The 19,314-nt window shown below is 65.5% G+C and carries 18 protein-coding genes and 1 tRNA gene; 4 read left to right on the forward strand and 15 right to left on the reverse strand.

Going from position 1 to position 19,314, the window contains the following annotated elements; translation table 11 throughout:
• On the forward strand, positions 1 to 512 hold a 512-nt coding region (locus tag OQF71_RS04670; RefSeq protein WP_280586117.1), incomplete at its 5' end, for an aminotransferase class III-fold pyridoxal phosphate-dependent enzyme.
• Between the two features lie 239 nt (positions 513 to 751).
• Here the strand turns inward: OQF71_RS04670 and OQF71_RS04675 are convergent.
• On the reverse strand, positions 752 to 874 hold the full coding sequence (locus tag OQF71_RS04675; RefSeq protein ID WP_280586119.1) for a hypothetical protein: 123 nt from the start codon (positions 872 to 874) through the stop codon (positions 752 to 754).
• Positions 875 to 1,152: 278 nt separating this feature from the next.
• Positions 1,153 to 2,475 carry an amidohydrolase gene (locus OQF71_RS04680; RefSeq protein WP_280586120.1) on the reverse strand — a complete coding sequence of 441 codons (1,323 nt, stop codon included), beginning with the start codon at positions 2,473 to 2,475 and terminating at the stop codon, positions 1,153 to 1,155.
• Between the two features lie 135 nt (positions 2,476 to 2,610).
• Between OQF71_RS04680 and OQF71_RS04685 the strand changes: the two genes are divergently transcribed.
• Complete coding sequence (locus OQF71_RS04685; protein WP_280586123.1) at positions 2,611 to 3,588, forward strand: D-2-hydroxyacid dehydrogenase; 978 nt, start codon at positions 2,611 to 2,613, stop codon at positions 3,586 to 3,588.
• Between the two features lie 24 nt (positions 3,589 to 3,612).
• Here OQF71_RS04685 and OQF71_RS04690 read toward each other — a convergent pair whose 3' ends face one another.
• Positions 3,613 to 4,794, reverse strand: coding sequence for a M24 family metallopeptidase (locus OQF71_RS04690; RefSeq protein WP_280586124.1), 1,182 nt, complete (start codon positions 4,792 to 4,794; stop codon positions 3,613 to 3,615).
• A gap of 232 nt (positions 4,795 to 5,026) precedes the next feature.
• Between OQF71_RS04690 and OQF71_RS04695 the strand changes: the two genes are divergently transcribed.
• Complete coding sequence (locus tag OQF71_RS04695; RefSeq protein ID WP_280586125.1) at positions 5,027 to 6,694, forward strand: aldehyde ferredoxin oxidoreductase C-terminal domain-containing protein; 1,668 nt, start codon at positions 5,027 to 5,029, stop codon at positions 6,692 to 6,694.
• Between the two features lie 1,246 nt (positions 6,695 to 7,940).
• Here the strand turns inward: OQF71_RS04695 and OQF71_RS04700 are convergent.
• The 10 genes from OQF71_RS04700 to OQF71_RS04745 form a co-directional block, all read right to left on the reverse strand.
• Positions 7,941 to 9,302 (reverse strand): aspartate aminotransferase family protein, encoded by a 1,362-nt coding sequence (locus tag OQF71_RS04700; protein WP_280586126.1) that lies wholly within the window; start codon positions 9,300 to 9,302, stop codon positions 7,941 to 7,943.
• Positions 9,303 to 9,428: 126 nt separating this feature from the next.
• Entirely contained in the window at positions 9,429 to 10,235 is an 807-nt protein-coding gene (locus OQF71_RS04705; RefSeq protein ID WP_280586129.1) for a DeoR/GlpR family DNA-binding transcription regulator, read from the reverse strand.
• A gap of 197 nt (positions 10,236 to 10,432) precedes the next feature.
• Positions 10,433 to 10,612 carry a hypothetical protein gene (locus OQF71_RS04710; protein ID WP_280586131.1) on the reverse strand — a complete coding sequence of 60 codons (180 nt, stop codon included), beginning with the start codon at positions 10,610 to 10,612 and terminating at the stop codon, positions 10,433 to 10,435.
• The gene (locus OQF71_RS04715) at positions 10,609 to 11,739 is read right to left on the reverse strand and encodes an ABC transporter ATP-binding protein (RefSeq protein WP_280586134.1); all 1,131 of its coding nucleotides are present in this window, start codon (positions 11,737 to 11,739) and stop codon (positions 10,609 to 10,611) included. Before OQF71_RS04715 ends, OQF71_RS04710 begins: the two co-directional genes overlap by 4 nt.
• Before the next feature lie 6 nt (positions 11,740 to 11,745).
• Positions 11,746 to 12,666 carry a carbohydrate ABC transporter permease gene (locus OQF71_RS04720; RefSeq protein WP_280586135.1) on the reverse strand — a complete coding sequence of 307 codons (921 nt, stop codon included), beginning with the start codon at positions 12,664 to 12,666 and terminating at the stop codon, positions 11,746 to 11,748.
• Positions 12,663 to 13,601, reverse strand: a complete 939-nt coding sequence (locus OQF71_RS04725) for a sugar ABC transporter permease (protein WP_280586136.1) — start codon at positions 13,599 to 13,601, stop codon at positions 12,663 to 12,665. The genes OQF71_RS04720 and OQF71_RS04725 overlap by 4 nt, the downstream gene beginning before the upstream one ends.
• Before the next feature lie 24 nt (positions 13,602 to 13,625).
• Entirely contained in the window at positions 13,626 to 14,963 is a 1,338-nt protein-coding gene (locus OQF71_RS04730) for an extracellular solute-binding protein (RefSeq protein WP_280586138.1), read from the reverse strand.
• Positions 14,964 to 15,763: 800 nt separating this feature from the next.
• A tRNA-Leu gene (locus OQF71_RS04735) sits at positions 15,764 to 15,848 on the reverse strand.
• A gap of 75 nt (positions 15,849 to 15,923) precedes the next feature.
• Entirely contained in the window at positions 15,924 to 16,496 is a 573-nt protein-coding gene (locus tag OQF71_RS04740) for a phosphatase PAP2 family protein (protein WP_280586139.1), read from the reverse strand.
• Positions 16,497 to 16,558: 62 nt separating this feature from the next.
• The gene (locus OQF71_RS04745) at positions 16,559 to 17,260 is read right to left on the reverse strand and encodes an endonuclease III (RefSeq protein ID WP_280586140.1); all 702 of its coding nucleotides are present in this window, start codon (positions 17,258 to 17,260) and stop codon (positions 16,559 to 16,561) included.
• A gap of 113 nt (positions 17,261 to 17,373) precedes the next feature.
• Here OQF71_RS04745 and OQF71_RS04750 point away from each other — a divergent pair, with 113 nt between their 5' ends.
• A complete protein-coding gene (locus OQF71_RS04750) occupies positions 17,374 to 17,682 on the forward strand; it encodes a transcription initiation factor IIB family protein (RefSeq protein ID WP_280586141.1) in 309 nt (102 codons plus the stop codon).
• A 70-nt stretch (positions 17,683 to 17,752) separates the two neighbouring features.
• On the opposite strand, the gene OQF71_RS04755 is transcribed toward OQF71_RS04750, so the two are convergent.
• Both OQF71_RS04755 and OQF71_RS04760 read right to left on the reverse strand, forming a co-directional pair.
• On the reverse strand, positions 17,753 to 18,391 hold the full coding sequence (locus tag OQF71_RS04755; RefSeq protein ID WP_280586142.1) for a fibrillarin-like rRNA/tRNA 2'-O-methyltransferase: 639 nt from the start codon (positions 18,389 to 18,391) through the stop codon (positions 17,753 to 17,755).
• On the reverse strand, positions 18,388 to 19,257 hold the full coding sequence (locus tag OQF71_RS04760) for an NOP5/NOP56 family protein (RefSeq protein ID WP_280586143.1): 870 nt from the start codon (positions 19,255 to 19,257) through the stop codon (positions 18,388 to 18,390). The genes OQF71_RS04755 and OQF71_RS04760 overlap by 4 nt, the downstream gene beginning before the upstream one ends.
• Positions 19,258 to 19,314: the final 57 nt, after the last annotated feature.

A 19,314-nucleotide genomic window follows, 5' to 3' on the forward strand; every position in this document is an offset into this window, starting at 1 on the left:
GCCGCACGGGCGAGATCTGGGCGGCGGACCACTACGCCATCGAGCCGGACGTCATCGCGGCCGCGAAGGCGTTACGGGTCGGCGCGACGATCTCCCGGTCGGAGCTGTTCCCGTCGGAGAAGAACCGCCTCGGCTCCACGTTCGGCGGCGGCGACCTCCTCGGCTCGATGATGGGGGCGTTCACGCTGGAGGCGATCGAGGAACACGACCTGCTGGCCAACGCGACTCGTCGGGGGCGGCAGGCGAAAGAACTCCTCCGCGACGACGCGCCCGGCACCGTCGTCGACGTCCGCGGCAAGGGGCTGATGCTCGCGGTGGAGTTCGACACGCCGGAGCGTCGCTCCGCGGTCGTCGAGGCCGCCCTCGACCGCGGGCTCCTGACGCTCGGCTGCGGGAAGAAGACGATCAGACTCTTACCGCCGCTCGACGCCACCGAACGCGAGATCGCGCTCGGAACCGGGATATTCCTCGACGCGATCGACGCCGTGAGCGCGAGCGCGGCGGCGAACTGACGGGCTGGAACCGGCAGGCGGGCTTCGCTGAAATCCTCCGCCGGTGAGACGTCCCGGCCCGTTTCGATTCGTGCGAGGGACTCGCGCGTCGATCCGCCCTCCGATTTATTCGGCATCTCCGAAAAACGCCGTGCGAGATACGGAGGGCGCAGTCGGGACGACGGGCGCGTCCGTTTCGCGTTGACGTCGCTCGGCTCTCCTCCGACTCGCGACCGCTATTCAGACCGGGAAGCGAGATATCAGGAGCGCAGCCACGCCAGCAGGCGGGCGGCCGGGCTGGTCACCGCCTTGAGGTCTTCGGGTCGCGGGTTGTCTTTCAGTCGCTCGGGTCCGCTTTCGCGGTTCGTCTTATTAATATCCATTACGGTCAACGATTAGACCTACATACGGATAAGAAATTTGAATTCTTAATATATTCTCTCAGAAAGTACATTATATATTGATTTAATCATCACTATTTTTGAAGAACAGACGCACGACAGAGGAGCGCGGCGGCTACAGAGGGTGGGAACGCCGGGAGAGACTCGCTCGGCTTCGATGAGCGGTCCCCGTCAGCGATCGACCGCTCGGCGACGTCGCCGGCCGTCACGCGCGGCGCGTCTTCCCCGCCGCCCGCGTCGCGGCGGTCGGGTCCCCCTCGTCATTCGGGGTTCGGACCCGCGTCCGCGGGGATCTCCGCCCGCGGAACGGGGTGGCGCCGTTCGAGGTCCCGAATCGCGCCGACGAGCACGTCCACGCCGTGCCGGAGGCTCCGCTCGTCGACGTCAAACGTCGGCGTGTGATGGCTCGTCGGGTGGTCGGTGCCGACGATGAGGTACGTCGCCAGCCCGCCCTCCTCTTGCACGCGCTCCATCAGGAACGTCGCGTCCTCGCTCGCGCCGAAGTCCGCCGCCGGGATCACGGTGTCGACGCCGTCGACGTCCTCGGCGATCTCGGTCACCAGCGCCTGCAGCTCCGGGTCGCTGTCCGCGCGCGGCGACTCGCTCACCACGTCGACGGTCCCGCGACAGCCGTGCATCGTCGCCGCGGCGCGCACGGTGGTCTCGAACCGCTCTTTCATGTACTCCATCAGCTCGGTCGTCTCGCCGCGCGCCTCGGCCTCCATCTCCGCGCGCTCGGCGATGACGTTGCTCGCGGTGCCCGCCTGGGCCCAGCCGACGTTGACCCGCGTCATCCCGTCGGCGTGCCGGGCGATGCCGTACGCGTTGACGATCGCCGTCCCCATCGCCTGCATCGCGTTGTCGCCCTCGTTCGGCGCCTTCCCGGCGTGTGCAGAGGTCCCCTCGATCGTCGCGTCCAAGTGCGCCATCGCCAGGGGCTTCTCGATTCCCGCGACCACCTCGCCCGTCGGGTGATCGAGCCCGACGTGGACGGCGAGCAGGTAGTCGAGGTCGTCCGCGAACCGGCTCTCGGCCATCGGGTGCCCGCCGCCGCCGGTCTCCTCGGCCGGCTGAAAGAAGACGACCAGCCGCCCGGCGAAGTCGCTCTCGGCGATCGCTTCCAGCACGGCGAGCCCCCACGTCATGTGGACGTCGTGACCGCAGGCGTGCATCGTCCCGTCGATCTCGGAGCGGTACCCCTCGTCGACGGGGTCGTGGTCGGGGTCGGTCGACTCCTCGATGAACAGCCCGTCGATGTCGACGCGGAGCCCGATTGACGGGCCCTCGCCCCGGTCAAGCACGGCGACGCAGCCGGTGTTCCCGCCGGTCATGCGGTCGAGCAGCTCCGCGTCCGCGCCGCGGTCGCGGGCGCGCTCGATCCACGGAGTGAGGTCCGCTTCGGGGACGGCCATGCGGTCGGCCGGGTCGTACGCGTCCGGGCCGATCGCGAGCTCGTCGACGCCGATCGCCCGGATCTCCTCGGCGAGCGTCGCCGTCGTGAGGAACTCGCGCCACGCCGGCTCCGGGTGGCGGTGGAATCGTCGGCGGACGCTGGCGAGCCGATCGCGGATCGGTTCGTTCATGCGAGTGGCTCTCTCACTCGACCGTCTTAAGCGTAGCTGATTGTACACAATTGTCGTGTACGTAGGGTACACAAAAAGCTAAGAATCCCCCTCGCGTTGATCCGTCAACGCGTCGTTTCGACGCGCCCACCGCTCATGAGCTCACACCAGACCGCCGACCCGGACGTCGTCGTGCTGCGGGAGGGAACCGAAGGACTGTCGATGGCGTCGTACGCGGACGCGCTCCGCGACCGGCTCCCGGACCGGACGGTCGCGCTCGCGCGGACGCCCGCCGAGGAGCGCGACCTCGTTCCGAAGGCCCGCGTCGTGACCGGCATCACGCTCGACGCCGACCTCCTCGAGCGCGCCGACCGGCTGGAGCTGTTCGCGTGCACCTTCGCCGGCACCGACCACGTCCCGACCGACGCGCTGCGCGAGCACGGCGTGACGGTGACGAACGCGGGCGGCATCCACGCGCCGGGGATCGCCGAGCAGTCGATCGCCAACATGCTCGTGTTCGCGCGGGACCTCCACGAGGGGTTCCGCCGGAAGGCGAACGGCGAGTGGCGCCACTTCCAGTCGCGCGAGTTCACCGACAGCACGGTCACCGTCGTGGGCCTCGGCTCGATCGGTCAGGCGGTCGTCCAGCGGCTCGCCGGGTTCGAGGTGGAGACGATCGGGATCCGCTACACGCCGGAGAAGGGCGGCCCCACGGACGAGGTGCTGGGCTTCGACGACGACGATATCCACGCGGCGTTCGCCCGGAGCGACTACGTCGTGCTCGCGTGCCCGCTGAACGATCTGACTCGCGGGATGGTCGGCGAGGCGGAGCTGGCGACCCTCCCGCCGAACGCGGTCGTCGTCAACGCGGCCCGCGGCGGGCTCGTCGACACCGACGCGCTCGTCTCTGCGCTCCAGACCGAGAGCATCCGCGGGGCCGCGCTCGACGTGACCGACCCCGAGCCGCTCCCGTCGGACCACGTCCTCTGGGACTTGGAGAACTGCCTGATCACCCCGCACACCGGCGGCCACACGCCCAAGCACTGGGACCGGCTGGCCGCCATCGTCGCGGACAACGTCGCGGCGCTCGACGCGGGCGAGGAGCTGGAGAACGCGGTGGTCACGCCGGACTAAGAGGGCCGACCGCGGAGAGCCCGGTCAGGTCGTGAACAGCTCGCGGGGGAACTCGGCCAGCGCCTCCGCACCCGTGGACGTGACGCGGAACGTCTCGCTGATCTCCATGCCGACCTCGGAGGTCCAGATGCCGGGGATCATGTGGAACGTCATGTTCTCCTTGAGGACCGTCTCGTCGTTCGGCCGGATGCTCGCGGTGTGCTCGCCCCAGTCCGGCGGGTAGCCGAGCCCCATCGAGTAGCCGATGCGGTCCTCCTTCTCGATCCCGTACTGCTCGATCGTGGACCGCCACGCCTCCTCGACGCTCTCGCAGGTGACGCCGGGCTCCGCGGCGTCGAGTGCGGCCTCCAGCCCCTCGACGACGATATCTGCGGTCTCTTGCAGTTCGGCCGGCGGGTCGCCGACGAACGTCGTCCGCGCCAGCGGCGAGTGGTAGCGGTGCCGGCAGCCCGAGAGCTCGATGATCACCGGGTCGCCCTCCTCGTACCGCCGGTCCGTCCACGTCAGGTGGGGCGTCCCCGTGTGGTCGCCCGACGGCATCAACGGGACGATCGCCGGATAGTCGCCGCCGTACTCGTCCGTTCCGTCGATCAGCTGCCGGTAGATGGCGGAGGCGACCTCGTACTCGGGGACGCCCTCCCCGACCGCGTCGAGGCCGGCGCGCATGGCGTTCTCGGAGATCCGGGCGGCCTGCCGCATGTACTCCAGCTCCCGGTCCGACTTCTCGACCCGGATCCAGCCGACGAGCAGCGTCGCGTCCGCGAACTCGGCGTCCGGGAGGTTTCCCTGCAGTCTGGTGTACGACTTCGCGGTGAAGTAGGCGGCGTCCATCTCCAGCCCGACCCGCCCGTCCGCGACGCCCAGCTCCTCGAGGACGCCGGCGACGTAATCCATCGGGTGGAGGTCGCGCGGCGACTGCACGTGGTCGTCGCTGTACGCGCGGATGCTGTCCTCGGAGAGGTGCGTCGTCGCCCGCGCGCCGTCCTCGTCCATGTCGCGGCCGATCCAGATCGGTTCGTCGCGGTCGGGCGTGACCACGACCGCCTGATGGACGTAAAACGACCAGCCGTCGTAGCCGGTCAGGTAGTTCATGTTCGCCGGGTCGGCGACGACGATCGCGTCGAGGTTCCGCTCGCGTAACCGCTCTTTCGTCCGGGCCAGCCGCCGCTCGTACTCGGCCTCGTCGAAAATGTGTTCTCGTGGCATGATAACAGGGCGTCTACGGAGGCGATCAGCCAGCAGCAGCATAAATTTATCGTGTAGATTGGAAACACATACTGTGTACGCATTGCGCCGCGGCTCCACCGTATTCGCGAAGCATCGCTTCGTCGTATCGAGGAGCGCCGCCGCGCAGAACGACCTTTCAGGACCCGAAATTCCTCTCCCATTCGTTCCTTTTGGATCGGGATTTTTGTACTGCGTTCCCGGACGATCGGACATGCTACACAGTACCGGGCCGCTGCTCTCGATCGACGTCGGCGAGCGGGCGGCGTCCGAGACGGACATCACGGCGGTTCAGGAGCGATACATCGGTGGACGGGGCGTGGCGACGCGTCTCGCGCACGAGCGGATCCCGTTCGACGCGGACCCGCTCGGCCCCGAGAACCGCGCCGTGTTCACCACCGGACCGATGCAGGCGTCCCAGATGAGCTTCACGGGGCGGACCAACTGCACCGCGCTCTCGCCGCTGACCGACGGGCTCCTCTCGTCGAACGCCGGCGGCTTCGTGTCGCGCCACCTCGCGGCGACGGGGTACGGCGCGATCGAACTGGCCGGCGCGAGCGACGAACTGGTCGCCGTCCACGTGCGCGACGACGGGGTCGAGTTCGAAGCCGTGCCGGAGCTCGCCGGAGCGACCGTCTCGGAGACGACCGCTTATCTGGAGGCCGAACGAGACGTCTCCAGCGAGCAGACGGCGGTCATCGGTCCCGCCGGCGAGCACGAGGTCCGGTTCGCGTCGGTCATGACGACCGAGGAGCGCGCGTTCGGCCGCGGCGGGCTGGGCGCGGTCCTCGGCTCGAAGAACGTCAAGGCCGTCACGTTCGGCGGCGACTCGGCGCCAGATCTCTCGATCGACGCGACCGCCGACGAGATTCACCGCGAGGCAGCCACCGAGGACCACATCATGAAAGAGCAGGGGACGGTCGCGGTGATGGACTTGGCCAACGAGATGGACGGGCTGCCGTCGTACTACTTCTCGGAGCGCTCTTTCGAGGGCGTCGAGGGGATCAACGGCGCCGCCGTCGCGGAGAAGAAGTACAAGAAGGCGACGTGCTCGGCGTGCGCGTTCGCCTGCAAGCTCCCGACCCGTGACGAGGCCCGCGGCGTGGAGACCGAGGGCCCGGAGTTCGAGGTGGCGATGGCGTTCGGCTCGAACTCCGGGGTCGACGACATCGTCGACGTGATGGAGTCGAACCGATTGTGTGACGAGTACGGGCTCGACGCGATCTCCGCGGGCAACACGATCGCCGCGTACCTCGACGCCGAAGACGAGTTCGGCAATCGCGAACTCATCTGGGAGCTCGTCGAACAGATCGCTCACCGCGACGGGGTGGGCGACCGGCTCGCGGAGGGGATCGGCCGGATACACGACGAGCTCGGCGTGGGGAACTGGTCGGTGAAGAACATGGACTTCGCGGCCCACGAGGGGCGACTCCTCCACGGGCAGGCCCTCTCGTACGCGGTCGCGAACCGCGGCGCGGACCACATGTACGCGACGTTCTACTCCGTGGAGTACCCCTTGGTCGAGGAAGAGGACGCCATGGAGCCCGCGGGGTTCGAGGGGAAGGCCGAACGGCTCGTGCAGCGCGAGGACCTGATGGCGCTCAACGACAGCGGCGTCGTCTGTAAGTTCTCCCGCGACTTCATGACGCCCGAGCGCTACGAGCTGCTGTTCGACGCCGACTTCGAGGAGCTGCTCGCGGCGGGTGCACGGACCGTGACCTTAGAGCGCCACTTCAACAACCGGCGCGGGATCGACGGCGACGACGACCGGCTCCCGTACGAGGACGAACTCCCCGGACTCGACGACGCCATCGACTCGTACTACGAGCTCCGTGGGTGGAACGAGGACGGCACGGTGCCCGAATCGGCGCTGCCGGTGTAGGGCGTACGCGCTGCCCGATTACGGCACGCTGGACTCTGTTGACACCCTCCCTTTCAGACGCACCGCAGCGTGAAACAGCCGGCGTCAACCGGTCCGAAGTGACCACCAATGGTGCTACCAGACCGAAGAGGTGGTTCTGTAGCCGTGCGAGATACACTGCGCGTATTCAGCAGGAGGCGCCGGTGGTACTGAATGTTGTTCGGATTGGGTAGTACAGAGGTCGTATACACTGCCAGCCACTGAATGTACAGTTTCCGATGCTTACGGCTTGCATACATAGACTACGATACTTGATCGCAATATATGATGCTCCTCGTTTTGGAAAATTGGGAATGAGTGTAATGTTCAAATCCACAAACAGATTATATCGCATATGGAGGAGACCGTCAGCGACACTATCACCGAAATCATACGATGGTATGATATCGCCGTTCTCGGTGGGATCTTTATCATCGTTATCTCTGTATCTGCTATCGCCGGTGAGACGACTCCGTCTAATCTCTTGGATATCTTTTCGGTGTCATTAATTATATATGGTTTAATATATATTTTTATAGGTTTATTCGGGGACTTTTTCATCGAGTTGGGACACCGCTCCGAGACACGAATTTTGGACGGCTATCGATGAGTCGAGCCGAGAGCGTTGGACCGAACAGTCACAACACCCACTTCCACTCGTCACAATCTCTGTCGCTCCAGTAGCGACTCTTGGTGCGGACACATCGAAGGTATCATACGACGCTTCACAAGGTCTCGTTTCTAACCGAGATATGTGAATTAACCGTTCGGTGAAGTCTGCGTACAGATGGGTCGGTTCAGAGTCTTTTCTTCGAGATCTGATACAAGGATTGAAGTCAAACGGTAGTATTGATGTTTTATGCCCAGTTTAGTTTGTGACACGGCCCAGACGATGTTAGCCTCTGTACAAGAGGAGATCGAGGATGATGACCTTATTTTCAAACTCCGCACTGCCCGCCAATTGATTATCGCGTGTAAAGACCAGCATGCGGAGTATCAACAGGCGTTAGAAAGCGCGGATCTTGACGACGAGATTGAAACGCGACTCGAAGAGTTAGGATATTTATAAAACACCGCCAAACGCTGCGTCCGTCCTCCGGGTATTGAGCCGGTTTCTGACGCGATACCGAGCAATCAGTCCTCCGCGTCGGTGCCTGAGTCCACCCGTACTGACGGCGAGCGAAATGGGTATTTAAGAGAGTTGATATTCCAACAGCGTCGCACGCCGTTATTCGGTGGTCGCCGCGATCGCGTCCGCGATAATCTCGGTGCCGACTTCCGCCTGTCGCTGCGTCAGGACGAGCGGCGGGAGCAGCCGCAGGACGTTCCCGTACTGGCCCGCCGTCCAGACGAGGACGCCGTGCTCGTAGCAGTACTCTTGGACCGCGTCGACGCGGTCGTCGTCCGGGTCGCCGTTCGCGCTGACGAACTCGGCGCCGACGAAGAGCCCCTTCCCGCGGACCTGTCCCAGTCCCGGATCGCCCTCGCCCGCGTCGCGGAGGCGGTCTCGGATCCACGCGCCGACCTCCGTCGCGTGGTCGAGCAGGTCGTGCGACTGGATGTACTCGATCGCGCGCAGCCCGCCGACCATCGCGGGGACGTGGCCGCGGTAGGTGCCCGCGTGGTCGCCCGGCCCCCACGTGTCCAGATCCTCGTAGTACATCGTCCCCGACAGCGGCTGGCCGTTGCCGCCGAGCGCCTTCGCGGTCGTCATCACGTCCGGCGTCACGTCGTAGTGCTCGGACGCCCACCACTCGCCTGTGCGCCCCATCCCGACTTGGATCTCGTCGAACACCAGCGGGAGGTCGTTCTCGTCGGCGATCTCGCGAAGCCCGGACAGGAACCCCTCCGGCGGGACGACGACGCCGCCCTCGCCCTGGATCGGCTCGACGAAGATACCGGCCGGGTCCGTGAGGCCGCCGTACGGCTCCTCGATTACCGCTCTGACCTCTTCGAGCGCGCGGTCGACCGACTCCTCGGGACCCCGGCCCTCGCGGAAGGGGTACGGGAACGGCGCGTGCACCACGTCGGGAAGGAGCGGCGCGTACGGCTTCTTGAACTTCTTGTTCGACGTGATGCTCATCGCGCCGGTCGTCGCCCCGTGGTAGGAGTTCCGGAACGCGACCAGCCCGTTGCCGCCCGTGTTGTACTTCGCGAGCTTGATCGACGCCTCGACGGCGTCACTCCCGGTGGGACCGCCGAAGACGAATCGGCTGTTGCCGGCGAGGCTGCCGGGCGCGATCTCGTCGAGCTTGTCGATGAGATCGAGCCGGGGCTCCGTCGGGAAGTCGACCGAGTGGGTGAGCTTGTCGATCTGTTCGTGGACGCCCTCGTTGACGTACGGGTTCGCGTGGCCGACGTTGTAGACGCCGATGCCGGCGAAGAAGTCGAGGAAGACGTTGCCGTCCGCGTCCTTCAGGGTCGCGCCGCGCCCCTCCTCGAACGCGAGCGGGATGTCGTTCGGATACGCGACCGCGCCGCTGTCGATCGCCTCCTGTCTGTCGAGGAGGCGCCGCGAGTTCGGACCGGGGACGTGATCGACGCTCGGTTCCTCCGCGAAGTGCAAGTCGTGGATCGGCGGTCCAGCCATGGAACAACCGATACGACACGCCCACATATGCGTGATGCAACCAGCAATCCATGACAACGTACACGGTATCCGTTTTCGGAGGGTCGATACCGCGCCGTCACCCGCTCCGAGATCCGACGGCGGCTGTCACGTCGACGTCTCATCCGTCAGGCCGTCGATGATGTCGACGTTGGCCTGCTGGAGAACGCTCCGCATCTCGTCGCTCAGAGTGATATCCGTGATGACCGCATCCACCTTCTCGACGGTGGCGAACTCGCGGAAGCTCTGTGCGCCGAACTTGCTGCCGTCGACGACGAGGACGACGTGCCGGCCGGCGTCACACATCAGGGATTTCAGTCGCGCCTCGTCTTCGTTCGAGACGGAAAGCCCGCCGTCGTCTCGCACCGCGTCCGCTTCGAGGAACACCACGTCGAAGTTCGTCTTCTTGAGATACGACTCTCCGCTGGATCCGACCAGCGCGTCGGACGTCGACCGGAGAGAGTCTCCGACGATCTTCACCTCGCCGCACGTGCCCCGGAGTTCGAACGCGTTTTCCGGGGAGTTGGTGGCGACGAGAAGCGAGAGCTCCTCCGGGATCGAGCGAGCCACTTCGAGGGTGGTCGGTCCGGTATCGAACAACACCGCGTCGCCGTTGGTCAGCTCGTCGATGGCTCGCTCGGCGATCGCCCGCTTCGCCGTAGAGTTCGCGACGGTCTTCTGTGTCAGTCGGCTCCCGGCGCTTTCGGCCGACACAGCGCCGTTTCGCTCGGCAGTAGACACCGGGAGCGCACCGCCGTGGAACCGCTCGATGAGCCCTTCCTCGGCGAGCGACGACAGGTCGCGCCGGATCGTCGCCTCCGAGACCCCGAACTCCTCGGTGAGCCCTTCGACTGTTACCCGATCAGATTTGTTGACCTTTCTGAGTATCTCCTCCCTGCGTTCTTCAGGTAACATGTTAGACGTGCGGACACTCTCCGATCACGATGGTCTCATCAGCGGGCCGTAAGGGTCGCATACGGTTATATGCCGCGTGCAGCGTTCGGCCGACTGACGCGACTCGTGACAGCGAACGACTCCGCGTGTGGGGTGCGCCTCCAGACCGTCGGTTGCGGGGGATCTGTGTCTGTATCATGGAGGTTCGTAGTCGCATCTCACTCGCTGAGCAACCCGAACAGCGCGGCCATGATGGCCCCGAGGGCGCTCGCGACGGCGCCGCCGTATACTCCGGCCCCGTAGTTGAACAGGGCAAGCACCGCGAGCAGGACCGCACCTCCGAACGCGACCAGCGGGGGGGACGTACTGTAGGAGTCGTCGCGGGCAGTCACGGTCATGATGTCACCTTCGCCTTCGTCTTCAGATCGTAGATCAGGGATTCGCCGCTCTCCGGGTCGAAGTAGTGGAGCGAGTCGCGGTCGAATCTGAGGTTCACCTCGTCGCCGGTCTCGACCGACATGTCCGGGGCGACGGCGGCTTTGACCGTCTGCCCGGTTTCGAGTTCCACCTCGAGCACCGTCTTCTCGCCCTGCGGCTCCACGACTAACACCGTTCCCGGATGGACGTTGGCAGCGACGCCGTCCTGGCTCAGAGACACGTCTTCCGGCCTGATCCCGAGGATGATCCGCTCGCCGAGGCGGTCATTCAACCGATCGGCGTACTCGTCGGGGATGTTGTGCGCGTGCATGCCGAGATCCAACCGTAGTTTTCCCGTGTTTGCCGCTTCCAGTTCTCCCTCGATGAAGTTCATGCTCGGCGAGCCGAGGAACCCGGCGACGAACATGTTTCGGGGATTCCTGTACACGTGTGTCGGGGCTCCCACCTGTTGTATCTGGCCGTCGTCCATCACGGCGATCTGATCCGCAAGCGTCATGGCCTCGACCTGGTCGTGGGTGACGTACACGGTAGTCGTCGAGAGCTGCTCGTGGAGCTTGTTGAGCTCCGCACGCATCTGGACCCGGAGCTTCGCGTCGAGGTTGCTGAGCGGCTCGTCCATCAGGAACACCGAGGGATCCCGAACGATGGCGCGACCGAGCGCGACGCGCTGCTGTTGGCCGCCGGAGAGTTCGGCGGGGCGTCGGTCGAGCAGCTCCTCGATCTGCAGCAACTCGGCTGTCTCGCCGACCCGCTCTTCGATCACTTCCTCCGGAGTGTCGTGCTGTTCGAGGCCGAACCGCATGTTATCGCGGACCGTCTTGTGCGGGTACAGCGCGTAGTTCTGGAACACCATCGCGATGTCCCGCTCGTACGCTCGGCTGTCGTTGACAACCTCCTCGCCGATTCGGATCTCACCGTCGGTCGCGCGCTCGAGCCCGGCGATGAGGCGAAGCGTCGTCGTCTTTCCGCACCCGGACGGCCCGACGAAGACGGTGAAGCTCTCGTCGGGGATCTCGAGTGAGATCCCGTCGACCGCGGTGACGTCGTCGAACTCCTTTACCAACTCGTTGAGGTGTACGTTAGCCATGTTGAATCACTCCTTGACCGCGCCTTGGGTCAGTCCGCTCACGATGTATTGCTGGAAGAACAGGCCGAAGAGGATCCCGGGCAGGGCGGCGATGATACCGCCGGCCGCGAGGTGCGCCCAGTCGACGAAGTCGTCCGCGACGAACAGCGACACCGCGATCGGAAGCGTCTGTGAGACCTCGGACGACGTCAACACCAACGCGAAGACAAACTCGTTCCACGAGAAGATGAACGCGAGGATCGCCGTCGCAGCGATCCCCGGCTTCGCCATCGGGAGGATGATTTTGAAGAACGCCTCCCACGTCGAACAGCCGTCGATCTTGGCCTGCTCGTCGAGCGACTCCGGAACCCCGTCGAAGTAGTTTTTCATTATCCACACAGCGAACGGCAGATTGAAAAACGTGTACGTGAGGATGAGCGCCACGCGCGTGTCGTAGAGGCTTCCGGTGAACCCGCCGATCAGCGGCGGATTCGACATGATCTGGAAGAACGGCACGATGAGCGCGATCGGCGGGATCATTCGCGCTCCGACGATCGACAACAACAGGGTCTTGTTGCCAAAGAAATCGAAGCGCGAGAAGCTGTACCCGGTGAGCGTCCCGAGCGTGACGCAGATGACCGTCGTCGTCGTCGCGACGATCACGCTGTTGAACGTGTAGTGCTCGAACGGCCGATTCGCGAAGATGTCGACGTAATTTTGCACTGTTGGTTGCTGCGGAATAAATGTTATCGGTACGGATAGCACCTCGCTCGACGGCTTGATGCTCGTGATGAAGATGTAGTAGATCGGAAACCAGATCACGACGACGTAGATTCCGAGGAGCGCGTACGTGACCAGTCGCTCGCGGGCCACGGTCGGCCATTCGTTCTGCGTCTCCATGCCGAGCGCCTGCCGGATCCGATTGAGTGTCGACTGTTTCGTGCTCATGCGTTGTAGGGGGAGTCACCGAAGACGCTGTACAGCACGGCGACGATGACGAACGTCGTCGCCAGCAGCACGACGCCGAGCGCCGCGCCCGGCCCGGGCTCGTTGAACACCTGCGCGGTTCGATACAGCCACGACGCCCACACCTCGGTCGCCTTTCCGGGCCCGCCGCCCGTCATCACCCACACCAGATCGAGTGCCCGGATATCGAAGATGATGCGGATAGTGAGTGCGACCAGAATCGAGGGTTTCAGGAAGGGGTACGTGACGTTCCAGAACCGAGACCATCGGCTGGCCCCGTCTACTTCCGCGGCGTCGTACAGCTGCTCGGGGACGTTCTGGAGCCCCGCCAAGAGGATGATAATGATGAACGGCGTGAACACCCAGACGTCCGCGACGATTAACGCCATCATCGCCAAGGTACCGTCTGAGAGGAACGGGATGTTATCGGCGATGATCCCGAACTGGGTCAAGACTCCGTTGATCGCGCCGTACTCGGTCTGGAACATCCAGCGCCACATTAGTCCGCTCATGACGTAGGGCATTATCCACGGCACGATGACCGCGGTCCGCAGCCATCCCCGTCCCTTGAGGTCCTTGTTCAACAACAGCGCGATTCCCAACCCGAGCAGGAACGAGATGGTGACGCTGAACCCGACGTACACGACCGTGTTCGCAGTGAACGAAACGAAGTTCGGATTGAACACGCCGAGTACCGCGCTGCCCCCCTCTCTGGCGAACAGGAGCCGCTGGAAGTTACGGAGCCCGACGAACTGCATCTCGTTCGTGATCGGGTTCCGAAACTGCAGGCTACTGAGCAGCAACTGCACCGTCGGATACACGATAATCGCCGCGATCCAGACGAGCGTCGGCCCGACGGTCAGGGGGACGAACAGCCTATCGAGTTTCCGACGGAGCTTCTTATTTTCAACGGACATAATAATTTAGAGGGCCGTCGATCCTCAGATCAGGCCGATGTCCTGATAGAGGCGTTCGATGTTAGAGTAGGCGTCCTCGAGCGCCGTCTGCGGCTCCTTCTCGCCGAGGAGCGCTTGAGTGATCTGCTCGTTGAGGTAGTCGTCCACCTGCGGCTGAGCCATGTACGTCTCGCTCTTGGCGTTCTCGAGGTTGAACCGCATGTCCTCAAGCAGCCACGAGGGGTACTGTTCCCGAATTTCGTCGTCCTCGTACACTTCCGGGACCACGGCGGGATTCCCTTCGACGAGCATGTTGTTCTTGGACGAGCTCTGCGTCGTCATAAACCGCGCAAACTCCTTGGCGGCGTCCTTGCGTTCGGAGAACGCGGAGACACTGATTCCGTTGGTGTCCTGGAACGTCGCACGGGACTCCGGCCCCTCCGGAGGTCGAGCGCTGGCGATCCGGCCCTCGCCCCACTCGTTGAGCGCGCGGGATCCGAGGGGAGTCCACGACTCCACCGTCGCGTACTGGCCGGCTATGAAGTTGTCGCCGACGCCGCCCTCGCCGAGACTGGACATGCCGTCGGGAATGATGTCTCGCTCGCGGAGCTGGCCGAAGAATTCCAACACTTCGGTCCCTTCCTCCACGAACACCGGTTCGTAGCTGTCGTTGAACAGCCGGCCGCCCGCCTGGTAGAGGAATTGCTTGAAGCTGAACACAGACTTGTCGGCCCAGGTAAACGCGAACCCGGCCTTGTCCCCACCGCTCAGCTGTTCGCCCTGTTCGAGGATTTCGTCCCACGTCGACGGCGGGGAGTCAAACCCTTGCTCCTCGAGATACTGCTGGTCATAGAGGTAGCTGCCCCACTTCCCGAATTCGGGCGCCATGTAGGTCTGTCCGTCGAACTGGACGAGATCCACGAGGGAACTGGGGAACTTGGACATGTGGCCGCTCTCGAGCTCGAGCGGTTCGAGCCAGCCCGAGTTCACGAAGTCGGCGAGCCACCACGTCGGCCCATTGAACGCGTCCACCTGATCATCCTCGTTCCGCCAGATGGTCGTGAGGCTTGTCTTGAGATTGTTCCACGGGACCTCGTTCACTTCGACGCTGATCCCCGTCTCCTCTTGGAATCGTTGGATGTTCGCCTCCGTCCCGGGGTCGAACTCCAGCGATCCGGCGTTGTAGAAGACGATCTCGTCGGCCATCGACCCCGATCCGGACCCGGTCGTCCCCCCGGAGGAGCCGTCACCGCCGTCTTCCGATCCGTCCGATCCGTCCGATCCGTCGTCGTTGGAACCGCTGCATCCTGCAAGCGCCACCGCACCGGCCGCCCCGGCTCCCGTGAGGAAGCGGCGACGAGTTCTGTGGTGTTTGTCTTGCATACAAACGCTCACGTCAATCTACTACATTATAAATCATGTGGGTGGTTGTTCAATTAATATCGACACTTTATACCTAATAAAATCTTTCTAAGGTTGTTATAGAGCATAAAAGTTGCTCAAACCTGTCCTATCCGCTATTTTGGGTTCTGATCGTTCCCGATCAAATACGCGGTGTATTCCTACTCGTGAACGAATTCGTTCACAGCGAGACCACTTCCGGGTGGAGCATCCGTCGAGAGGTTCCGTCTCCGGCGGAGTCAGCGTCGGCGAATCCGGTCGGATCAAGTCGATCGCGGGGGAGCGTCTGCACTGCAGTTCGCACGGAACACGCGCGGCAGCTGACAGAGCGGCCCGCTGGCGTTCGGCTACTGCCGTCCGTCCCCGCCGTCTCGACGATCGGACCATCGGAGAGCCGGATTGGCCGACCGCCGCACCGAGCTCCGGCCCCCGCGGACGATGGTCCGGCACGTTGCCGAGCGGATCGCCGACGGCCACGAGTCGCGGATCGAGGCGTCGACGGCGAAACCACTCGCGGCTCACGGAGTGGTCGCCGCGAAGTGGACGGCCTCATCGACACCGGATTCGAACCGAAACCAAACGTACCCACTTCGCTGCGCGCGTCTGGTAGGATTCGAATCCTTCGCACCCATTTGCGGCTCACGAGATGCTCGCCGCAAAATACGCGGGACCGGATTCGAACCTGAGGAAGACGTGCTCGCTTGCGTCGCACGCTGCGCGCGACTTCCAGGGCTCGAATCCGCTACTGCTCTCTCGCTCAGTCGCTTCGCTCCTTCGCTCAGTGCGCGGGACCGGATTCGAACCGGCGGACCCCTACGGGATAGCGTCCTAAGCGCTACGCCTTTGGCCTGGCTCGGCAACCCGCGCGCGGAGTATCGTACCGGAGTCGCTCAAAAATAGTTGTCGCTACCGCCCCGCCGACGCCGGGTCCGGCGGCGACCCTCAGATCTCCGTCTCGAACGGCAATCGATCGAGCACCGCCTCCTCGCCGACGCGGCCGAGGAGCCACTCCGCGAACAGCACGGCGGCGACCCCGAGCCCGATCCCGAAGAGGGTGTCCGAGAGGTAGTGGGTACCGAGGTAGATCCGCGAGAAGGAGATCAGCCCGGCGAAGCCGGCGGCGACCCCGAACGGGAGCTCGTCGGAGTTCCACGCGATCGCCGCGTACGCCGCGACGGCGGCCGAGTGGCCGGAGGGGAACGAGCTCGTGGTCCCGGCGCCGCCCTCGGTGACGCAGATCGGATTCGGCGGGAAGGGCCGCTCGACGAGCGTCATCAGGACCCAGACGACGACGCCGAGCAGCGAGAGCGCGACGACGCTCCTGACGAACTCCTCGCGCCAGCCGGCGATGTAGAACAGCCCGACGAACACGACCCCGGCCGTCACGGAGCCGAGCCCGGTCATCGACGTCATCATCTCGGTCAGAAGCGGCGTCCGGACCGCGACGACGAACTCGGCGGCGAGCCCGTCGACCCACCGGACTGCGCTCAGGACCTCGCCGATCTGCGCGTGCATGGGTGTGCTCCTATCGGGCGGACGAGTATAGGCGCTCGCCTCACGCGCGGGGGGAGGGGCCCTCAGGCGCAGAACTCGCAGTCGCAGTAGCGCTCGCAGACGGGGTTCTCGCAGTCACCGTTGCGCGCCGAACAGCGCTCTCGACCGTGCCGGATCAGGAGGACGTGGAGCGGGTAGGTCAGCTCGTCGGGCACGAGTTCGTCGAGCGCGTCGTGGGCCGCCTGGTTCGAGGCCGACTCCGGGACGAGCCCGAAGCGCTTCGAGACGCGCTCGACGTGGGTGTCGACCGCCATCGTCGGCTTCCCGAAGTAGAAGTTCAGGACGACGCTCGCGGTCTTCGGTCCGACGCCCTTGATCGCCGTGAGCCACGCCTTGGCGTCGTCGGTCGCCATCGCGTCGAGGAACGCCAGCGAGTAGGCGCCGCCGGTCTCCTCGCGGATGGCGGCGAGCGCGCGCTGGATCCGGGCGGTCTTCTGGTCGGCGAGGCCCGCCACGCGGATCGTCTCGGCCAGTTCGTCGTGGTCGGCCGCCTCGATGGCCGCGAAGTCGTCGTAGCGCTCGAACAGCGCCGCCGCCGCCCGGCTCGTGTTCGCGTCGGCGACGTTCTGCGAGAGGATCGTCGTCACCAGCTGACGCACGCCTTCACCGGGTTCGGCGGTCGGGTCGGCGCCGTGCTCGGCCACCCTGTCCACCGGCTCGTACAGCGACACCAACTCGTCGTGTAGCTCGCGTACCCGCGTCTCGTCCCACGCTTGCGTGGACATACCCGCGGTAGGGGCGGCGCGGACTTCAGGGCGACGGACGGGGCAGTCGGAAGCTCCCGCCAGAGGAGTTTCGCCGCGGGGTCTTTTTATACCGTACCGTCTAACGAACGCCCATGTACCGAGCGAGCGATCGCGTCGACAACGCGGCGTGGATCGACAGGCTCGACGACGCGTGCGCGACGCTCGACCTCGACGAGGAGGCGCTCTCGACGGCGACGGATCTCTTCTTGTCCCGAGCGCCGGACGACGAGCGCGGGAAGCGCGTCTCCGCCGCCGCGAGCCTCTACGCCGCCGCGCTGATCCGCGGGCAAGAGCGCTCGCAGTCCGCCGTCGCCGACGCGATGGACGTCTCCCGGCTCTCCGTGCAGAAGCGCTGGAAACCTATTCTGGAGGACGCGGGCTTCTCGCCGCCGACGTGGTAGGCGCGCCCTCGTCGAGGTGGTAGGCACACCCCCGGCGAGGTGGTCTCGGCACCGCTTCGTCACCGAGGGGTCACTGCGGCGTCGCCACGACGCCGAGGTGGTCCTCGTGGTACCGGTCGAGCCGCCGCGTCTCCAGGATCTCGTAGGTCTCGCGGAGTTCGTCGAGCGCGGCGTCGAACACGTCGCTCGGGTCCGCGGTGGCGTCCTCGCTGCGCGCCTTCACCGCGAGCAGCAGCCGACCGTCGTCCGCGAGGAACCGGGCGTTCCGCGCCGCCACGGTCGCCTGCCCCCGCGTCGCCACGTCCTGAACGATCGCGTCGACGTCGACCTCGACGACGTGCGCGTAGCTCTCGGGTTTCCGAGCGTCTTTCAACAGCGGGAACAGCCGATCGCGCGGTCTCGCGGCGTCGAGGAGGTCGCGCGCTGGCCGGGGCGCGAACTCGACCGCGTACGTCGGCCCCGCGAAGTCTGCGACGTGGCTGACGGTCGTCCCGCTCGCCGCGCCGAGGTACAGCACCGTCTCGCCGCCGGTCAGACCGGTGACGAATCCGAGCTCGAACATCCCGCCGAGCTTCGAGCGTCTGGGGTCCCATGCGCGCCACCCGTCCGCGGTCGGCTCGCCGTACACCGGCGGACCGCGTGTCGCCAGCCGGGTCTCGCCGGCGATCTCCCGGCGCTCGACGCCCGCCGGCAGGTCGGAGTCGCTCACGCGCCCCCCTCCGCGCCGCCGTCGCTCTCGGCCTCCGCACGCGCTCGGATCGTCGCCATCCGCTCGCGGATCTCCTCGTGGAGCGTCGCCCGGCGCTCGCCCGAGTAGTAGTCGACCCGGGCCGCGAGCGTCAGCTTCCCGGCGAGCGCTCTGGCGGCCGATCCCCGGTCTTCGGGGCGGGTGTTCCGGACGTAGTCGTGGGTGTAGATGATCCCGTGTTTCGGGGAGGGCGCGCGACCTGAGAGGTGCGCGAACAGGGCGTCCTCCGCGCCGAGTACCTGTACGGTGCCGGAGGGCTTCTTCGCGAGCGACTCCAGCCCGCCGGCGAGCGCGATAAGCCGCGCCGCGAGCTCCGCCCCGGCCATCTCCGCGAGGTTCGGCGCGACCGCGGGCGCGATTCGGTCGATCGTCTCGGCGAGCGCGTCGCGCTCGGCCGCGAGTCCGGTGACTCGGCCCGCGAGCGACACCGCCCGGCGCTCCAGTTCGCCGTCGGGCTCGCGATCCGCCACCGCGCGAGCGCCCTCGATTCCCGGCTCGGGGTCGTCGAACAGACTCCCCGCCCACTCGGCGGCGCGCTCGGCCAGTTCGTTCGCGGTGCGCTCGCAGTCGTCCATCGCCCGCACGACGTGGATCAGCTGCTGGTCGTCGGCGCGCTCGCGCTCGCGGACGGTCTCGCGAGTCGCCCCCAGGGTCTCCTCGTGGAGTCGGTCGTAGTAGTCGTCGGTCGAGTCGGCGAACCCGGACGCGACGGCGAGGGCCGGCCAGTCCCGCGGCTGATCGGCCTCGCCGTTCGCGATCCGGTCGCGAGCGGCGGCGACCGCGGCGCGACCCGCGAACCACCCCGCCTCGGCGTCGGTGTCGGTCATTAGCCGCGGCTACTCGTCCCGGTCGTATAGGCGTTCTTGAACGGTCACGGGCGCTCG

This window comes from Halorubrum sp. Boch-26 (assembly GCF_029889805.1).
In the GTDB taxonomy this organism is placed as follows: Archaea; Halobacteriota; Halobacteria; order Halobacteriales; family Haloferacaceae; genus Halorubrum.